The 16,431-nt window shown below is 72.4% G+C and carries 16 protein-coding genes; 8 read left to right on the top strand and 8 right to left on the bottom strand.

What is annotated here, in order from left to right; translation table 11 throughout:
- Positions 1-204 precede the first annotated feature (204 nt).
- From CP984_RS06360 to CP984_RS06335, 6 genes are all read right to left on the bottom strand, one after another.
- A complete protein-coding gene (locus CP984_RS06360; protein ID WP_003980897.1) occupies positions 205-1,380 on the bottom strand; it encodes a L,D-transpeptidase family protein in 1,176 nt (391 codons plus the stop codon).
- Between the two features lie 280 nt (positions 1,381-1,660).
- Positions 1,661-2,026, bottom strand: a complete 366-nt coding sequence (locus CP984_RS06355; protein WP_003980896.1) for a VOC family protein — start codon at positions 2,024-2,026, stop codon at positions 1,661-1,663.
- A gap of 75 nt (positions 2,027-2,101) precedes the next feature.
- Positions 2,102-3,742 (bottom strand): APC family permease, encoded by a 1,641-nt coding sequence (locus CP984_RS06350; protein ID WP_371282741.1) that lies wholly within the window; start codon positions 3,740-3,742, stop codon positions 2,102-2,104.
- On the bottom strand, positions 3,730-5,199 hold the full coding sequence (locus CP984_RS06345; protein WP_030180380.1) for an aldehyde dehydrogenase family protein: 1,470 nt from the start codon (positions 5,197-5,199) through the stop codon (positions 3,730-3,732). Before CP984_RS06345 ends, CP984_RS06350 begins: the two co-directional genes overlap by 13 nt.
- Before the next feature lie 213 nt (positions 5,200-5,412).
- Positions 5,413-6,987 carry an AMP-binding protein gene (locus CP984_RS06340; RefSeq protein ID WP_003987046.1) on the bottom strand — a complete coding sequence of 525 codons (1,575 nt, stop codon included), beginning with the start codon at positions 6,985-6,987 and terminating at the stop codon, positions 5,413-5,415.
- Between the two features lie 439 nt (positions 6,988-7,426).
- Positions 7,427-7,732 carry a putative quinol monooxygenase gene (locus tag CP984_RS06335; protein WP_003987045.1) on the bottom strand — a complete coding sequence of 102 codons (306 nt, stop codon included), beginning with the start codon at positions 7,730-7,732 and terminating at the stop codon, positions 7,427-7,429.
- Positions 7,733-7,974: 242 nt separating this feature from the next.
- Here CP984_RS06335 and CP984_RS06330 point away from each other — a divergent pair, with 242 nt between their 5' ends.
- The 3 genes from CP984_RS06330 to CP984_RS06320 all read left to right on the top strand — a co-directional run bounded on the left by CP984_RS06330 (position 7,975) and on the right by CP984_RS06320 (position 10,795).
- On the top strand, positions 7,975-8,730 hold the full coding sequence (locus CP984_RS06330; protein WP_003987044.1) for a hypothetical protein: 756 nt from the start codon (positions 7,975-7,977) through the stop codon (positions 8,728-8,730).
- Between the two features lie 28 nt (positions 8,731-8,758).
- The gene (locus tag CP984_RS06325; RefSeq protein WP_003987043.1) at positions 8,759-10,294 is read left to right on the top strand and encodes a protein kinase domain-containing protein; all 1,536 of its coding nucleotides are present in this window, start codon (positions 8,759-8,761) and stop codon (positions 10,292-10,294) included.
- Between the two features lie 159 nt (positions 10,295-10,453).
- The gene (locus CP984_RS06320) at positions 10,454-10,795 is read left to right on the top strand and encodes an SH3 domain-containing protein (RefSeq protein ID WP_003987041.1); all 342 of its coding nucleotides are present in this window, start codon (positions 10,454-10,456) and stop codon (positions 10,793-10,795) included.
- 133 nt (positions 10,796-10,928) lie between these two features.
- Here CP984_RS06320 and CP984_RS06315 read toward each other — a convergent pair whose 3' ends face one another.
- Entirely contained in the window at positions 10,929-11,432 is a 504-nt protein-coding gene (locus CP984_RS06315) for a hypothetical protein (protein WP_030180378.1), read from the bottom strand.
- Between the two features lie 328 nt (positions 11,433-11,760).
- Here CP984_RS06315 and CP984_RS06310 point away from each other — a divergent pair, with 328 nt between their 5' ends.
- From CP984_RS06310 to CP984_RS06285, 5 genes are all read left to right on the top strand, one after another.
- Entirely contained in the window at positions 11,761-12,222 is a 462-nt protein-coding gene (locus CP984_RS06310) for an SCP2 sterol-binding domain-containing protein (RefSeq protein WP_003983706.1), read from the top strand.
- A 293-nt stretch (positions 12,223-12,515) separates the two neighbouring features.
- Complete coding sequence (locus CP984_RS06305; RefSeq protein WP_003983705.1) at positions 12,516-13,031, top strand: lytic polysaccharide monooxygenase auxiliary activity family 9 protein; 516 nt, start codon at positions 12,516-12,518, stop codon at positions 13,029-13,031.
- A 216-nt stretch (positions 13,032-13,247) separates the two neighbouring features.
- Entirely contained in the window at positions 13,248-14,048 is an 801-nt protein-coding gene (locus CP984_RS06295) for an SDR family NAD(P)-dependent oxidoreductase (protein WP_030180375.1), read from the top strand.
- Between the two features lie 12 nt (positions 14,049-14,060).
- Positions 14,061-14,954, top strand: coding sequence for a LysR family transcriptional regulator (locus CP984_RS06290; RefSeq protein ID WP_003983703.1), 894 nt, complete (start codon positions 14,061-14,063; stop codon positions 14,952-14,954).
- A gap of 57 nt (positions 14,955-15,011) precedes the next feature.
- On the top strand, positions 15,012-15,386 hold the full coding sequence (locus CP984_RS06285; protein ID WP_003983702.1) for a VOC family protein: 375 nt from the start codon (positions 15,012-15,014) through the stop codon (positions 15,384-15,386).
- A gap of 12 nt (positions 15,387-15,398) precedes the next feature.
- Here CP984_RS06285 and meaB read toward each other — a convergent pair whose 3' ends face one another.
- Positions 15,399-16,430, bottom strand: coding sequence for a methylmalonyl Co-A mutase-associated GTPase MeaB (gene meaB / locus CP984_RS06280; RefSeq protein ID WP_003983701.1), 1,032 nt, complete (start codon positions 16,428-16,430; stop codon positions 15,399-15,401).
- Position 16,431 lies beyond the last annotated feature (1 nt).

Below are 16,431 nucleotides of genomic sequence, written 5' to 3'. Positions count from 1 at the left end.
CACGCTCCGCCCGTAGCCTCTATTCTTCACACCTGAGTCAAAGACTCTGGTGTGAAGCGGGGCGGACAGTTCGGACCGGCACGGGGGTGTGGTCCGAACACGTCCGCAACCACGGGTGGGGCCCGCCCCGCCTCCGGGGGAGCCCCACCACACGCTCGCACAGTCAGGCGCCGAAGCGCCCGCGCGGCACCGCCGCCGTGACGGTTACTTCACGGCGCTCCGCTGCTGCCACTGCTCCCAGCTCTCCTGCCAGACCTCCAGGCCGTTGCCGACATCGGTCTTCTTCGTGCTGGAGGTGTTCTTCACCTCGACCGTGGAGCCGATCGTCAGGAAGTCGTAGGCACGCTTGGCGTCCGAGGTCGTCATGCCGAAGCAGCCGTGGCTGTTGTTGACCACGCCGATCGACTTGTTCCAGGGCGCCGAGTGCAGGAAGGTGCCGGACGCGGTGAGGTGGGTCACCCACTTCGAGTCGAGCATCCACTCGTTGCCGTGGCCGATGGTGGCGGAGTCCATCGTCTCGGCGGCGTTCTTGCTGCGTACGGTGTGCACGCCGCCGCGCGTCGGGTCCTGCGGCGAGCCCGCGGAGCCCCGGATCGTGTCGACGGCCTTGCCGTTCTCGTACAGGGTCATGCTGTGCGACGGGACGTCGATGACGGCCTTGTGGTCCGGGCCGATGGTGAACCCGAAGTCGTAGTCGCGCGCGAACCAGCCGCCGGACTCACCGGAGTCGATGCCGCCCAGACCGCCCTTGACCGACACCTTGGTGCCGGACGGCCAGTAGGTCTTCGGACGCCAGTCGATGCGGTCCTTGCCGGACCAGTCCTTGACCCAGCCCCAGGCGCCCTCCACCTGCGGCTGCGTGGTGACCTTGAGCGCCTTTTGGATCTCGGCGCGCCGGTCCTTGGCGACCGGGTGGTCGAACAGGATCGAGATCGGCATGCCGGTGCCGACGGTCTGCCCGTTGGACGGCGTGTTGGTGAGCTTGTTGACCTTGTCGGCCTTCTCGGTGGTGAAGCTCGCGTCGGAGGCCGACTCCTTGCCGTCGCCGGACTTCGTCTTGGTGTGCACGGTGTACGTGGTCCCCGGCTTGACCTTGCCCTCCGAGGTCCAGGACGTACCGTCGCCGGACAGCTTGCCCTCGACCTTGTCCCCCTTCTCGTCCTTGGCCTCGACGGCGGTCAGGCTGCCGCCGGAGACCTTCACGGATATCGGCGAGCCGAGCTTGGCCGACTTGCTGCCCGCCGCCGGGGTCACGGTCACCTTCGCGGTCGGCTTGTCCGACGCCTGCGAGCCGCCCTCCGCTCCACACGCGGTCAGCAGCGCGGCCCCCGCCAGGGCGGCGGACAGCAGGACTGTGCGACGGGCTGATCTGACGTGCACGTGGGGTTCCCTCCAAAGCAACACAACTGGCTGTGGCGGGCACCACCCCGGACCCCGGCGCGGTCACGGACCGCCGGGCCGGTTGTCGGCAACCGCCGACCATCCAGACGGCTGGACCGGCATGATCGGTTGCCTGGAGAAACGGATATTTGTGTCACAGATTGGTACAGGTGTGTGCCGGGCTGGCGGAATGTGAAATTCCGTTTACGCATGGGGCGCGACGAAGTCCGCGGGCTCCCTGGGGAGCCCGCGGACCGGGGTGCTGTGCGGCGCGGCCGGACTACGGCGTATGACAGACGGCCTCGATGTTGTTCCCGTCCGGATCCCGGACGAAGGCGCCGTAGTACGACGCGTGGTACTCGGGCCTCAGCCGCGGCGTGTGCAGGGATTCCGCCCCGGCGGCGACGGCGGCGGCATGGAACGCGTCCACGGCATCGCGGTCGGCCGCCGCGAACGCCAGATGGACCTCACGTGCCGGGCCGTCGTCGGTGCAGGGGACGAGCCAGAGACAGTGCCCGGTGGTGCCGTAGCCCACGTTCTCGCCGAAGACCTTCGTCCGCCTGCCGCCGAGCGGGGCGAGGACGGCGTCGTAGAACCGCACGCTCGCCGCGATGTCCCGTACCTGGATCGCTATGTGATCAAGCATGGGACGAGCCTTCCACGGCCGTGGCGGGACCGTCCCCCGCTTTCCCCGGAGGCTTCGCCGGTGCCCGGGACGGGATCAGGACGAAGCCGGAGCGCCCGAACCCTCGGATCTGTCCGGATTCTCCGGTTCCTCCGCCGGGGTCTCCGCCGCGTGGCCAGCCAGGACGCAGGTGCGTTTGCGCTGGATGAACCAGTAGTACGTGAAGCCGCCGACGGCGACGATGCCGACGAAAAGGAAGGCGCCCCAGCGCAGGTACCAGTGCTGGGGGCCGTTCGCGTTGTAGACCTCGGCGCGCGGCCAGGCGAGGTTGGTGGCCATCGCGGTGCCCCAGAGCACGGCGAGGATGTTGACCGGCAGGCCGAAGCGGCCCAGCGAGAACTTGCCCTCGGCCGGTTCCCACTGGCCGCGCAGCCGCCGTACCAGCATCGGCACGGTGACCATCAGATACGCCACGTAGATCATGATGATGGCGATGCTGGTGATCACCGAGAAGATCTGCGGCTGGTTGATGTTGACCAGCAGGATGCAGACCGCGATGCACCCGATGATCACCGCGGGCGCCACCGGCGTCTGGAAGCGCGGGCTGACCCGGGCGAGCAGCGAGGCGGCCGGCAGGTTGGTGTCCCGGGCCATGGCGAACGCCAGCCGGATGCCGGCGGTGTGCACGGCCAGCGCGCACACCGTGATCGCGATGACCACACACCACAGCATGATGTCGCCGATGGTCGTGCCGAGCGCACTCAGCACCACGTACTGGAGGCCGTCCACGGCCAGCCGCTTGTCGTGCAGGTCGGGCGTCGCCAGCAGCGCGAACAGCAGGATCAGGCCGCCGATGAGGAACGAGGCGAACAGGGCGCGCAGGATGGCGCGCGGCGCGTTGCGGCCGGGGTCCTTGGACTCCTCGCCGAGCGAGGACGCCGTGTCGAAGCCGTACATGACGTACGCGGAGGCGAGGGAGGCGGTGAGGAACGCGCCGAGGTAGCCCAGCGACTCGCCCCGGCCCAGCCCGTACGTCTCGGTGACCGCGCCGGGGCCCCGGGTGATGTGCGCGGCCAGCAGCACGATCAGCGCGAGGGCCGCGACCAGCTCGATGGCCACCCCGGCCGAGTTGATCTGCGCCATCAGCTTGACCCCGAAGGCGTTGACCAGGGTGGTGAAGACCACGAGCACGGCGCCGAGCAGCACCGCGTTGGCGGCCTGGTCGGTGCGGCCGCTGCCGTCGCCGACGAACTGGAAGAACGAGGAGATCTGCGGCAGCGTGACCTGGTAGGCGAGCGCCACCGCGGCCAGCGAGACCATGGTCGCGGTCATCATCATCCAGCCGCCGAGCCAGCCCACGTGCGGCCCGCCGAGCTGCTTGGACCAGTTGTAGACCGAGCCGGCCACCGGGTAGCGGGCGGCCATCTCGCAGAAGCACAGGGCCACCATCAGCTGGCCGCAGAAGACCATCGGCCAGGACCACCAGTAGGCGGGCCCGCCGTGGTTGACGCCGAAGTAGAAGAGCTGGAAGGTGCCGGTGAGGATCGAGATGTAGCTGATACCGGCCGCGAAGGTGTGGAAGTTGCCGAGGGTGCGCTTGAGTTCGGGCTTGTAGCCGAGTTCCGCGAGCGAATCGTCGTCGCTGGAGGTATCGGTCTTCTCCCCGGCGGGTGCGGTGTCCGCGCCGTCGCCCTGCCCGCCGCCCGCCGCGGGCCCGGCGCCGCTCACTCGAACCACCGCTGCGGCCGGGGCGCGGTGTTGCGCCAGATGTGCTTGGCCTCCTGGTACTCCGCCAGCCCGGCCGGGCCCAGCTCCCGTCCGACGCCGGACTGCTTCATGCCGCCCCACTCGGCCTGCGGTACGTACGGGTGGAAGTCGTTGATCCACACGGTGCCGGCCCGCAGCCGGGCGGCCACCCGGTGCGAACGCTCCACGCTCTGCGTCCATACGCCCGCCGCCAGCCCGTAGACGGTGTCGTTGGCGAGCGCCACCGCCTCCTCCTCGGTACGGAACCGCTCCACGGTCAGCACCGGGCCGAACGATTCGTCACGGATGACGGACATACCGGGGGAGCACTCGTCCAGCACGGTCGGCAGATAGAAGAAGCCGTCCCGCAGCCGGGGGTCGTCCGGGCGCTCGCCGCCGCAGCGCAGCACCGCGCCCTCGGCCAGCCCCGCCGCCACGTACTTCTCCACCTTGTCGCGGTGCTCGGCGGAGATCAGCGGCCCGCTGCGCGCGTCCTCGTCGAACGGCCCGCCCAGCCGGATGGCCCGCGCCCGGCGCACGATCTCGTCCACGAAGTCGTCGTGCAGCTCGTCGTCCACCAGCAGCCGCGCGCCCGCCGAGCAGACCTGCCCGGAGTGCAGGAACACCGCCATCAGCGCGTAGTCGACGGCGGTGTCGAAGTCGGTGTCGGCGAAGACCAGGTTGGGGTTCTTGCCGCCCAGCTCCAGCGCGATCTTCTTCACGGTGGGCGCGGCGGCGGCCATGATGCGCCGCCCGGTGGCCAGCCCGCCCGTGAAGGACACCAGGTCCACCCGCTCGTCGGTGGTCAGCGGCGCGCCGACCGCGCCGCCGGCGCCGAGCACCAGGTTGGCCACCCCGTCCGGCAGCCCCGCCTCGGTCAGCGTCCGCATCAGCAGGATCGCGGTGTGCGGGGTCAGTTCGCTGGGCTTGAGGACGAACGTGTCGCCCGCGCCGACGGCCGGGGCCACCTTCCAGGCGGTCTGCAGCAGCGGGTAGTTCCACGGGGTGATCAGCGAGCAGACGCCGACCGGCTCGTACACCACCCGGCTGTCGACCTCGGGCTGTCCGGTGTCCACCACCCGCCCGTCGTTGCCGGAGGCCACGAGATCGCCGAAGTAGCGGAAGCAGTTCGCGATGTCGTCCATGTCGTACCGGCTCTCCACGAACCGCTTGCCGGTGTCCAGGGACTCGGCCCGCGCGTACGTGTCCTTGTCGCGCTCCAGCAGGTCGGCGACGCGCAGCAGCAGCCGTCCGCGCTCCGCGGCCGGGGTGCGCGGCCACGGCCCGTCGTCGAACGCCGCGCGGGCCGCGGTGACGGCGGCGGCCGCGTCCGCGGCGCCCGCCTCGTCGACGGTGGCGACCGGTGTGCCGTCCGCCGGGCAGCGGATCTCGCGCACCTCCCCGTCGGCCGCGGCGGTCCACTGACCCCCGATGAACAGCTCCGGCATGGGCGAGCCTCCGTGCCTGTGCTCGTGGACGGGCGGCCCGGCCGGACAGCCCTTGGTGACGGTGACCGTACCGAGCGTAGGCGGGGTGGGGCGGGCCCGCATGGCGCGCTGCTCCGGGTGGCGGTCCGGCCCGTCCGGGCCGGTCCGCCGCGTACGACGGACCGGCCCGCGCCTTGGTGAGGCAGCGGGCCGGTCCGGGCGTGCTCCGTGGCGTCAGGCGGCCGTACGGGTCGCCTGCGCGCGCAGCTGCTTCTTGTCCGGCTTGCCGGCGTCCGTCAGCGGCAGCTGCTCGACGAACTCGATGTGGGCCGGCTCGTACATCGCGCCGCGCGCCTCGCGCACCATCGCGCGGAGCTGGTCCGCGTCGACGTCCGCGCCGTCGGCGAGCACCACGGCCGCGTACACCTGCTCCATCCGGTCCTCGTCCCGCACGCCGAAGACGGCGCTCTGCAGGACGCCGGGGTGCGAGTTGAGCAGGTCCTCCAGCTCGGTGGTGTACACATGGCCGCCCACCACGACGATCATGTCCTTGATCCGGTCGACGATGGTCAGGTAGTCGTCGGCGTCCAGGAAGCCGATGTCGCCGGTGTGCAGCCAGCCGTCGCGCAGCACCTCGGCGGTCAGCTCGGGCTGCTTCCAGTAGCCCTGCATGATGCTCGCCGAGCGGATGCAGATCTCGCCGTGCTCACCGCGCGGCAGGTCGCGGCCGTTCTCGTCGCGCACCGCGACCTCGACGTTGGGCAGGATGCGGCCGGCCGAGCGCAGCCGCTCCAGGTTGTCCGGGTCGTGGTCCTCGGCGGGCAGCACGCTGATGCCGCCGGCCTCGTTCTGCCCGTAGAACTGCACCAGCACCGGGCCGAAGCGGCGGATGGCGTCGGCGATGCGGGCGGGCGAGGACTGGCAGCCGCCGTAGGTCAGGCAGCGCAGGCTGGAGGTGTCGGTGGTGGCCGCGTCCGGGTGGTCGGTGAGCCGGTAGAGCAGCGGCGGCAGCAGGAAGAGGTGAGTGATCTTCTCCCGCTCGATCGTCGCCAGCACCTCGGCCGGGTCGAAGTCCTCCAGGAGCACCACGAGCCCGTGCTCGCGCAGCGTGACGTCGGCCATCATGCCGGCCGCGTGCGCCAGCGTGGTGCACACCAGCAGCCGGTTGCCCTCCTGGTCGGCGGGGCGCTCCCACAGCACCTTGGCGTCGCCCGCGTCCTCGTCGTCGTCCGCGACGAAGGTGCGGACCTGCCCGTAGGTGGTGCAGATGCCCTTGGGGTGACCGGTGGTGCCGCCGGTGTGGCGGATGGTGCAGATGTCCTCGGGCCGGGCGCCGCTGGGCACCGGCTCGTCGCTCTCGGCGGACGCCAGTTCCAGCAGGTCGGTGCCGGTCTTCGCGGGGCCCAGGGTCAGTACGGTCGGCACCGGGGCCAGCGCGGTCAGTTCGGCGGCGCGGTCGTCGAACCGGGGGTCGACGATCAGCGCGGCGGTCTCCACGTCCTTGACGATGGTGGCCTGCACGTCGGCCGAGAGCTTGTTGTAGAGGTGGTTGACCCGGCAGCCGATGAGGTTGGCGGCGTAGCGGGCGGCGACGGTCTCGGGCAGGTTGCCGCTGAGCAGTGTGACGGTCCGGCCGCGGTCGATGCCCTGCTTCCGCATCGCGCGGGCCATGCGGTGGACGAGGGCGCGGAACTCACCCGCGGTGACGCGTCGCCCTTGGTGCACCAGCGCCACGCGCCCGGGGTCGGTCCCCAGCGCGTCGAGGTTCTCCTCCACGTAGGTGCGGAAGTCGTGCGCGGTGTCGGGCATAGGTGATTCCTCCTAGATCCCGGGGCATGACGGGTAGTTAGTTGCCCCGGACAACCATTTCCATGCTAACGGCCGTCGATCAAGGGTTCCAAGTTGGCGCGAACGTGCGTTGGCGGGCCTTTTACCGAGGCGGGGATATCTGGCCAACAATGGCGGGACGACGCGGGCGTTCGCGCGTGCGGCGCCTTCCCGTGCCTGCAATTCGGGTACGGGAAGCGGCAGGTCAGGCCGTTGCCGGGCGGTCCTCGGCGGCTCGCGAGAATGGCCGGTTAACGGGGGACGGGACCGTCGGGAAGGTATACGTGCGGCCGGGGCCGCGTATTGCGGACCGCCGGCCGCGCGCGAAAATTGCACATCGTCCGGAATGACAGGTTCTCAATGGCGAGGAATTGACGGAGTGTTTGCCTGCCTTTTGCCGATGCCGTCTCGCCGGATGTGCTTAAAGCGTGGATTTGCCCGGGTCGCCCATCGGCACCGCGTCCAGCACGGCCACATCCATCGGCGCCGCGAGCAGCCCGCCGACCCCGTTCGCGATCTCCGCGAGCGCCGCACCCCGGGAGTGGGCGTCCAGCGCTGCCCGGTCCGCCCAGTTCTCCACGACGACCACCCGGTCCTCGCCCGCGTGCACCGCGTACAGCAGGCAGCCGTCCTCCTGGTGAACGGCCGGCGCGTGCGAACGGAAGACGTCGAGAGCCGTCTCCAGCTCGCCGGGCTTCGTCCTGATCGTGGCGACGACGATGGGCATACGACAACCTCCTGGGCGAACGGACTGTCGACCGAACCTATCCCACCACCGGGACAGGGCGCTGACCTGCGGAGAGGCGCCGGACGTGGCGTCAGGCCCGGCCTTGGGGCCGGGCGTGGGCGTCCGCTGCCGCACCGCTCGGGATCGGCCGGAACCACCGCCCTCCGGGAGCCGGATGCCGGGGTGGCGCATGGTACGGGTGGAAGTGCCGGTGCGGGAACGGCGGAAACGGGGGAAGAGCCATGGACACCGTGATCGTGCAACTGCCCGAAGGGGAGGGCGAAGGGCGTGGTGGGCCGCGGTTGCTGCGGCTGGGGCCGGGGGACACCGCGGACTTCGGGCGCGGCGCGCCGGGCGCGCCGGTGGCCGTCCCCCTGCCCGACCCGGGCGTCTCACGGCTGGCGGGCCAGCTCACCGCCGCGGAGGACTACTGGCGGCTGTCCAATTTCAGCCGTGCGGTGACCTGTGTCGTGGAGAACATGGAGGGCGCCGGGGAGCACATCAAGGTCGCGCCGGGGCGGCTCGGGGCTCCGGTGCCGTTCGAGTTCTCCCGGGTGCTGCTGCCCGCGACGCGGGGCGAGGCGTCCTTCAAGGTGTTCGCGCCGGAACACGCGTATCTGGACGGCGCACCGTACGACGGCGTGGGCGAGCCGACGATGAGCCCCTTCGCGCTCGACCCGACCTCGAAGTACTTCCTCGTGCTCCTCGCCCTGTGCGAGCCGCGCCTGCGCCACGCCTCCAGCGGCGCGGTGCCGGGCGTCGGCGACGTGCTGGAGCGGCTGCGCCCGCTGGAGGCGTGCCGCGAGCTGACCCGCTCCGCCGTCAACTACCACATCGACTACCTGACCTCGGTGAAGCTGCGGCTGCGCGCCGGCGACCCGGCGGAGCCGGACGCCCGCGGCGGCGGCAAGCGCGACGAACTCGTCGCCTTCGCGCTGCGCTTCGACCTGATCCGCGAGGAGCACCTCGCCCTGCTGACCCCCGGAGGCCGGCGGTGAGGCGCGGGGCGGGCTGAGAGGCGCGGCGATGGACGGAGCGAGTGCCACCCCGCCGCCCGGCGTCCGGCCCGGCTACCGGATCGGCGACTGGCGGCTGGGCGGACCCATCGGGGCGGGCAGCTGGGGCAGCGTGTACGCCGCCGAGCACACCGCCGACGGCCGCCCGGCCGCCGTAAAGATCCTGCGTACCGACCTGCTCGCGCCGGGCCAGCGCGCCTGGATGGACGAACTGGTCCGCCGGGAGGTCCGCTTCAGTCTGGAGGCCGACCACCCGCACCTCGTACGGACCCACGCGGCGCTCACCATCGAGGACCCGGACCACCCGGGGCTGGACGGGCTCACCGCCCTCGTCATGGACCGGGCCGAGCACAGCCTGCGGGACCTGCTCGCCGACGCGGCCGGCCGCCCGCTGCCGGACGGGCCGCGGCTCCTGCGGGAGGTCGCCGACGGGCTGGCCCACCTCCACGGGCGCGGCTGGGTGCACGGGGACCTGAAACCGGCCAACATCCTTCTCGCGCCGGACGGCACGGCGTGGCTCGCCGACTTCGGCCTCGCCGCCGAACTGGAGGGCAGCCACGCGTACGTACCGCCGCTCGGCTCGCTCGACCACGTACCGCCCGAGTGGTGGTCGCAGCGCACCGGGCAGCGCGGCGCGACGGTACGCCCCACGGCCGACATCTGGGCGTATGGCGTGCTGGCCCATCAGGTGCTCACCGGCGGCCGGCATCCCTTCCCCGGCCGTACGGCACGGGCCCGCGCCCTCGCCGCGCAGACGTACGCGCACGGCGGTGCGCCGCTGCGGCTGGACGGCCAACTGCCGCCGGGATGGCGGGAGCTGATCGGTGACTGCCTGCTGCCCGACCACGCGTCGCGGGCCCGGCACACCGCCGCGGAGCTGTCCCGGCGCGTACGGCGGTTGTGCGACGCGCCCGGCGTACGGCACCGTGCCGCACGCCGTCCGGCGCTGCTGGCCGCCGGTGCCGCGCTGCTCCTCGCCCTGGCCGGGAGCGCCGGTGTGCTGCTCACCTCCGACAGCCGGTCGGGCCCGGCGGTCGCCGGGGCGTCATCGCCCGCCTCGGCCTCCGCTTCGTCGTCCGCCGAGGGCATCGCCGGGGCGCTGCCGGAGGACTCCGACGTACCGCGCGCCCTGCGCCCGTACATCACCCGGGCCGCGGAGCGCTGCACGGAGCAGGAGGTGACGCCCGCTCTGATCGCCGCCATGCTCAAGACGGAGAGCGGCTTCGACCCGCACGCGCGGCGCAAGGACGAGTACGGCATCGCGATGTGGACCCCGTGGGTCTTCCACGCCTGGGCCGTGGACGGCGACCACGACGGCCGCGAGGACTACTGGTCGCCGCCCGACGCCATCGCCTCCATGGGCTCGTACCTGTGCTGGCTCGCCCAGCAGTTCAAGGCGGGCGGGCTGCGCGACGGCCTGCCCGAGCTGGTCGCGGCGGGCTACCGCACCAGCAGCCGGGTCGTCCTGGACACCGGCGGCGTGCCCGCCCGCACCCGCGACTACGTGGACCGGGTGGCCCGTCAGCTCGCCCGGTACTCCCGCTGACACCCCCCTGACCTGCGGTGTTGTTCCGGTCCTGACAGACGTCAGGTACCGCGGCGGCCCGTTGCGGCGCACGGTGGATCCCGTAAGGCAGGGAGCTGCACGGCAACGGCAGCGCCCACCGCGCACAACGGGGAAAGCAGCACAGGAAGGACACGCACCATGCGCAGGACCGCAGTCACCAGGACCATCGCCAAGCTGGCCGTCGCGACCGCAGCGGCCGGCAGCCTCCTCGCCACCACCGGGGCCGCCCACGCCACCACGCAGCAGGAGCGCTCCGCCGCACCGTCGCACGCCGCGCAGCAGGCCGCCGCCCAGGTGTGCACCGTCAACGACAACGGGGTCAACTTCCGCGGCGGGCCCGGCGAGAACTTCCCGGTCCTCGGGAAGGTCAACGCCGGCCAGAAGCTGAACGCGCGCGGGCAGCAGGGCAACTGGATCATGGGCGACCTGTGGGGCGGCCGCACCGGGGTCTGGATCCACGTCGCCTACCTGAACTGCTGACACCGTCCGACGGGGGACGACGGCCGACGGGGGAAACCGGCCGGACGGGGGACGCCGCGCCGGGTCCGCGCTGCACAAGCGCGGCCCGGCGCGGCTGCCGTGCGGGTACGGGCAGGCGGGGACGGCCGTACGGCTACTTCCCGGTGTCCGGCTGGATGTCGGTGATCCGCAGCGTGTTCAGATCGCAGGTGACGAGCAGATGGGTGTGGCGCGGGTGCTCGGCGCTGCCGAAGGTGAGGCGGACGCGCGTCCAGGCGCGGCCCATGGCGCTGTCGTTGTACGTGACGCGCCAGGCCCGCGGGGCGTCCTGGGCGCGCAGCACGCCGTCCGCGTGCTCGCGCCGCTCCCAGTTCGCCAGATGCGCCCGCAGCTCGGGGGTCAGGTAGTGGGCGCGCAGCGCTTCCGCCAGCGTGCCGCGGCCCTGGTCGCGCACGGCGTCGAGATAGCTGCCGTAGAAGTTGGCGACCCGGTCGACGGCCGATTCCGTGCTGCCGCTGCGGGCGGGTACCTCGGCCTGGTCGCCGGCCGGTGCGGGGGCGGGCGCGGCGGCGGCGCCGGCTCCGGCGGGCGCGGTGACGGCGAGGGCCGACAGGGCGGCGGCCAGCGCGACGCGGCGGACGCTCCGGTTTCCGGACATGGCGGTGCTCCTTGTTCCCGGTGCCCCACCTCCCGCCGGTGCGCCGTGCGGAGGCCGCGGCCGCTGGTCCGGTGCGCTGCGGGGGAGGGGAGGCGCGTACGTCGGAACGGCCGCCTCCGCGCGGTGCACGGGCCACGGGTAACCGGTACGCACGCCGCCAACCCCTTTCGGGCCGCCCGCCGCGCGGGAACGGCGCGAAGCGGTGCCCCGGCGGCCGGATGTGGCGGGTGAGGAGGCCGGGACGCGCCGGAAGACGGCCCCGGGCGGCGGTCCGGTATGCCGGGCGTGCACCATGCTGGAAGTGGATTTCCGTCATGAGGAGAGTGCCGTGGCCCGAGATGTCAGGTCGCTGCTGGCCGAGCTCGACTTCGCGAGCGTCACGCCCGAGGAGTTCGCGCGGATCGTCAAGGGGCTGTCGACGCGGGAGATCACCGAGCTCGCGCGCGGTGAGCTGCGGGACCGGGTGCTCGGTGAGATCTTCGGGCGGATGGAGCGGCAGTTCCGGCCCGAGGAGGCGGGGGAGCTGCGCGCGGTGATCCGCTGGCGGATCACCGGTGAGCGGGAGGCGGTCTACGAGACCACGCTCGCGGCCGGGGTCTGCACGGTCCGCGAGGGCACCGGCCCGGCCGAGCCCCGGCTGACGCTGCGGATGGGCGACGCGGAGTTCCTGCGGCTGGTCTCGGGCAACGGCAATCCGGTGACGATGGTGATCACCCGCAAGATCAAGGTGTCCGGCGATCTCGGGCTGGCGGCCAACATGAACCGGTATTTCGACATTCCCAAGGTCTGAACGGGGTAGTTCCTTCTGGGGCTCAAGTGACGCCCGGGGTACAAGAAGTTGATGTCCGACCTCTTGACCGGAGCCTGCCAATCGGTAAAGTCTAGACCAATTGGCGCACGGGAATCCGGTCCTTCCCACCCAGTCGGCACCGCACCACCGGGGCGGCCGCGGTCCCCGCGCGTCGTGCACCACACCTTCGCGTCACCCACCCCCACCAGCGAGGTCCCCCGAACCGGACGTACGGCGCGACAGCGCCGGAAGACGCCTGTCCCGGGCCGGGCCTCCACCGTGAAGGAGTCGACATGCACCAGAAGAGAAAGATCGCCACGGCCATCGGCGCCGCGCTGGCCCCGCTGCTCGTCGTCACCCTGCCGGCCGGTTCGGCCATCGCGCACGGCTATGTGAACGCCCCGGCCAGCCGCCAGGCCCAGTGCGCGGCGGGCACCGTCTCCTGTGGAGACATCAAGTGGGAGCCGCAGAGCGTCGAGGGGCCCAAGGGCCTCAAGAGCTGCAGCGGCGGCAACGCCCGGTTCCGGGAGCTCGACGACGACAGCAAGGGCTGGAAGGCCACCTCGGTGGGCGGCTCCCAGGCCTTCACCTGGCGGCTGACGGCCCAGCACCGCACCAGCACGTGGCAGTACTTCATCGGCGGCCGCAAGATCGCCGAGATCGACGACCACGGGGCCAAGCCACCGGCCACGGTCACCCACAACGTGAACTTCCAGGGCATCAAGGGCAAGCAGAAGGTGCTCGCCGTCTGGAACGTCGCGGATACCGCCAACGCCTTCTACGCCTGCATCGACGTCAACATCCGCTGATGCCGGAACGGGGCGGCGGCACCCGCATCCGCCGCCCCGTGCGCGCCAACCGCCGTGCCGCTACAACTCCTTGACGCGGATGTCGCGGTACGAGATCACGTCGGACGCCCCGTGCACCTGGAGGCCGATACAGCCGGACGCGTACCGGCGGCCGTCGGTGCCCGGGTCGTCCGGCCGCGGCGGGGCGCCCCCGCGGCCTCCTGCACAATGATCGGCATGACGCAGACGACGGGCAAGGAACAACGGGGCACGGACGGCGGGCGATTGCTGGAGGGCAAGGTCCTGCTGATCACCGGGGCGGGGCGCGGCATCGGCGCCGCCGCAGCGCGGCTGTTCGCGCGGGAGGGCGCCGCGGTCGTCCTGACCGCACGGACCGAGGCGGAACTGGCCACCGTCACCGAGGAGGTACGGGCGGCGGGCGGCAGCGCCGAGCACGTCGTCGCCGACCTGGCGGACGCGGACGCCGTACAGCGGGCGGTGGACACGGCCGTCGAGCGCCACGGCCGCCTGGACGGCGCGTTCAACAACGCGGGCATGGGCATCGCCCACGCGCCGCTGGCCGAGATCCCCGTGGCGGAGTTCGACCGGATCACCGCCGTCAACCACCGGGGCGTCTGGCTGGCGATGGCCGCCGAGATACGGGCGATCCTCGCCACCGCCGGCACCGGCGCGATCGTCAACAACAGCAGCGTCGGCAGCCTCAAGCCGTCCGCCGGGATGAGTCTGTACGGCGCCTCCAAGCGGGCCGTGAACAGCCTCACCCAGACCGCCGCCGTCGAGTACGGCCCGCAGGGCATCCGCGTCAACGCCGTCGCCCCCGGAACCACCATGACCGCCATGATCGAGGACTGGGCCGCCCGCGAACCCGGCCTCCTCGACCGGCTCACCTCCCGTACCCCGCTGCGCCGCGCGGCCGCCCCCGAAGAGGTGGCGCAGGCCGCGGCGTGGCTGCTCAGCGACCGGGCCTCGTACGTGACGGGCGCGGTCCTGCCCGTCGACGGCGGCCTCACCGTCTGAGCGGGGGCCGGCGTGGACCTGACGGCCCTGCGGACGTTCCGGATGGTGGCCCGGCACGAGCACATCAGCCGGGCGGCGGCCGAACTGCGGGTCGCGCAGCCCGCGGTGAGCCGGACGGTCGCCCGGCTGGAGGCGGAGCTGGGCGTGCCGCTCTTCGACCGGCAGGGGCGGTCGATCCGCCTCAACCGGTACGGCGCCGCCTTTCTGCGCCGTGTCGAGCGGGCGCTCGGCGAGCTGGACGACGCGCGGCGCGAACTGGCGGACGCCGCGGGCCTGGACCAGGGGCGGGTCGTGGTCGCCGCCGAGACGCTGCTGACGCTCACCTCGCTGCTGTCCGCCTTCCGGGCCGCGCACCCCGGTGTCGAGATCCGGCTCCATCAGTCGACGGCCGAGGTGATGGCCCGTCAGCTGGCGGCCCGTGAGGTGGACCTGTGCATCGCCTCGCAGCCCCTGAGCGGCGCCGGGCTGCGGTCGGTGGTGCTCAGGGAGGAGGACGTGCTGCTGGCCGTGCCGGTCGGTCACCCGCTGGCCGGACGCGAGCGCGTCGGTCTGGACGAGGTCGCGGACGAACCGTTCGTCACCACCCGCCGCGGGCACTGGCAGCGCGAGCTGCTGGACCGGCTGTTCGCGGCGGCGGGCCGCAGCCCCGTCATCACCTGCGAGGGCGACGAGCCGGCCGCGACCCAGTTCATGATCGGTGCCGGGCTGGGCATCGGGCTCATCCCGGAGATCGCCCGCAACGAGTCGGCCGAGGCGCCGGTCCGCTGGCTGCGCCTGGACGTACCGGGCTGCCGTCGCGTGCTGTGTCTGGTGCGGCGCGCGGACACCTATGTCTCGGTGGCGGAGCGGAGGTTCGAGGCGGCGGCGGTCGCGCATTTCGGGGCCGGGCGGGGGGCCGGACGTTGACGGAGTGAGTACTCACTCCGTACGGTGGTGCGCCTCAGCGACTCCAGGGGAGGGCCCGTGCCCGTCACGCTCAACCACACCATCGTGCCCGCCGCCGACCACCGCGCGGCGGCCCGGTTCTTCGCCTCGGTCATGGGGCTGGAGGAGCTGCCGCCGGCCGGCCGCGACGGGCACTTCGCGCCGGTCCGCGTCAATGATCAGCTGACCCTCGACTTCATGGCAGTGCCGGAACCGGAGGGCCACCACCTCGCGTTCGACGTGGACCCGGCCACCTTCGACGCGATCCTCGCCCGTATACAGGAAGCCGGAATTCCCTACGGCAGCGAGCCCGCCCACCCGGACAACGGCCGCACCGACCACCCGCTGTGCCCGCGCGGCCTGTTCTTCAAGGACGACACCGGGAACCTGTACGAGGTGATGTCCCCGGCATGAGGAGCCGGCGTCCTACAGCTCGCCGCCCGGCATCCCGAACGCGCCCAGGATGCGCTCCGCCGCGAGCGTCGCCGTCAGCGTGCCCGCCCGTACCTCCCGCTCCACCTCCGGGGCCACGTCCCGTACCCCGGGGTGGTCCCGGAGCCGGTTCAGCAGCTGCTCGCGGACCATCGACCAGGTCCAGTCGACCTGCTGGTCGCGCCGCTTCTCCGCCAGCGCCCCGGTGGACTCCAGCAGTTTGCGGTGCTGCTCGACGCGGTCCCACACCGTGTCCAGACCGGTGCCCTCGCGGGCGCTGCACGTCAGGACCGGCGGGGTCCAGGCCGCGTCCGGCGGCTGGAGCAGGCGCAGCGCGCCGGACAGCTCCCGGGCCGCCGACTTCGCGTCCCGCTCGTGCGGCCCGTCCGCCTTGTTGACCGACACCAGGTCGGCCAGCTCCAGCACACCCTTCTTGATGCCCTGGAGCTGGTCGCCGGTCCGGGCGAGGGTGAGCAGCAGGAACGTGTCGACCATGTTGGCGACGGCCGTCTCCGACTGGCCGACGCCCACCGTCTCGACGAGCACCACGTCGTATCCCGCGGCCTCCATGACGACGATGGACTCCCGGGTCGCCCGCGCCACCCCGCCGAGCGTGCCCGAGGTGGGGGAGGGCCGCACGAACGCCGCCGGGTCGGCGGCCAGCCGCGCCATCCGCGTCTTGTCGCCCAGGATGGAGCCGCCGGTACGGCTGGACGACGGGTCGACGGCCAGCACGGCGACCCGGTGCCCGGCCTCCGTCAGCTGGGAGCCCAGCGCGTCGATGAACGTCGACTTGCCGACCCCGGGCACTCCGCTGATGCCCACCCGCCGGGCCGCGCCGGCGTGCGGCAGCAGCTCGACCAGCAGCCGCTGCGCCAGCGCCCGGTGGTCGGCCCGGGTGGACTCCACGAGCGTGATGGCGCGCGCGATCCAGGCCCGGGAGCCCTCGCGCACGCCCGCCGCGTACTGGTCGATGTCGATCGTCGGTCGCTTGCGGGCCGCTCGGGGCCGGGGTGTCTCAGGCATC

The organism is Streptomyces rimosus (assembly GCF_008704655.1).
GTDB lineage: Bacteria > Actinomycetota > Actinomycetes > Streptomycetales > Streptomycetaceae > Streptomyces > Streptomyces rimosus.
This window is presented reverse-complemented; position numbering and strand designations above follow the sequence as displayed.

Coding starts and splice junctions, on each gene's coding strand:
- CP984_RS06295 (WP_030180375.1), top strand. CDS start 13,248: ATGACGCAGACGACGGGCAAGGAACAACGGGGCACGGACGGCGGGCGA.
- meaB (WP_003983701.1), bottom strand. CDS start 16,430: ATGCCTGAGACACCCCGGCCCCGAGCGGCCCGCAAGCGACCGACGATC.
- CP984_RS06305 (WP_003983705.1), top strand. CDS start 12,516: ATGCACCAGAAGAGAAAGATCGCCACGGCCATCGGCGCCGCGCTGGCC.
- CP984_RS06335 (WP_003987045.1), bottom strand. CDS start 7,732: ATGCCCATCGTCGTCGCCACGATCAGGACGAAGCCCGGCGAGCTGGAG.
- CP984_RS06325 (WP_003987043.1), top strand. CDS start 8,759: ATGGACGGAGCGAGTGCCACCCCGCCGCCCGGCGTCCGGCCCGGCTAC.
- CP984_RS06330 (WP_003987044.1), top strand. CDS start 7,975: ATGGACACCGTGATCGTGCAACTGCCCGAAGGGGAGGGCGAAGGGCGT.
- CP984_RS06345 (WP_030180380.1), bottom strand. CDS start 5,199: ATGCCGGAGCTGTTCATCGGGGGTCAGTGGACCGCCGCGGCCGACGGG.
- CP984_RS06320 (WP_003987041.1), top strand. CDS start 10,454: ATGCGCAGGACCGCAGTCACCAGGACCATCGCCAAGCTGGCCGTCGCG.
- CP984_RS06340 (WP_003987046.1), bottom strand. CDS start 6,987: ATGCCCGACACCGCGCACGACTTCCGCACCTACGTGGAGGAGAACCTC.
- CP984_RS06355 (WP_003980896.1), bottom strand. CDS start 2,026: ATGCTTGATCACATAGCGATCCAGGTACGGGACATCGCGGCGAGCGTG.
- CP984_RS06315 (WP_030180378.1), bottom strand. CDS start 11,432: ATGTCCGGAAACCGGAGCGTCCGCCGCGTCGCGCTGGCCGCCGCCCTG.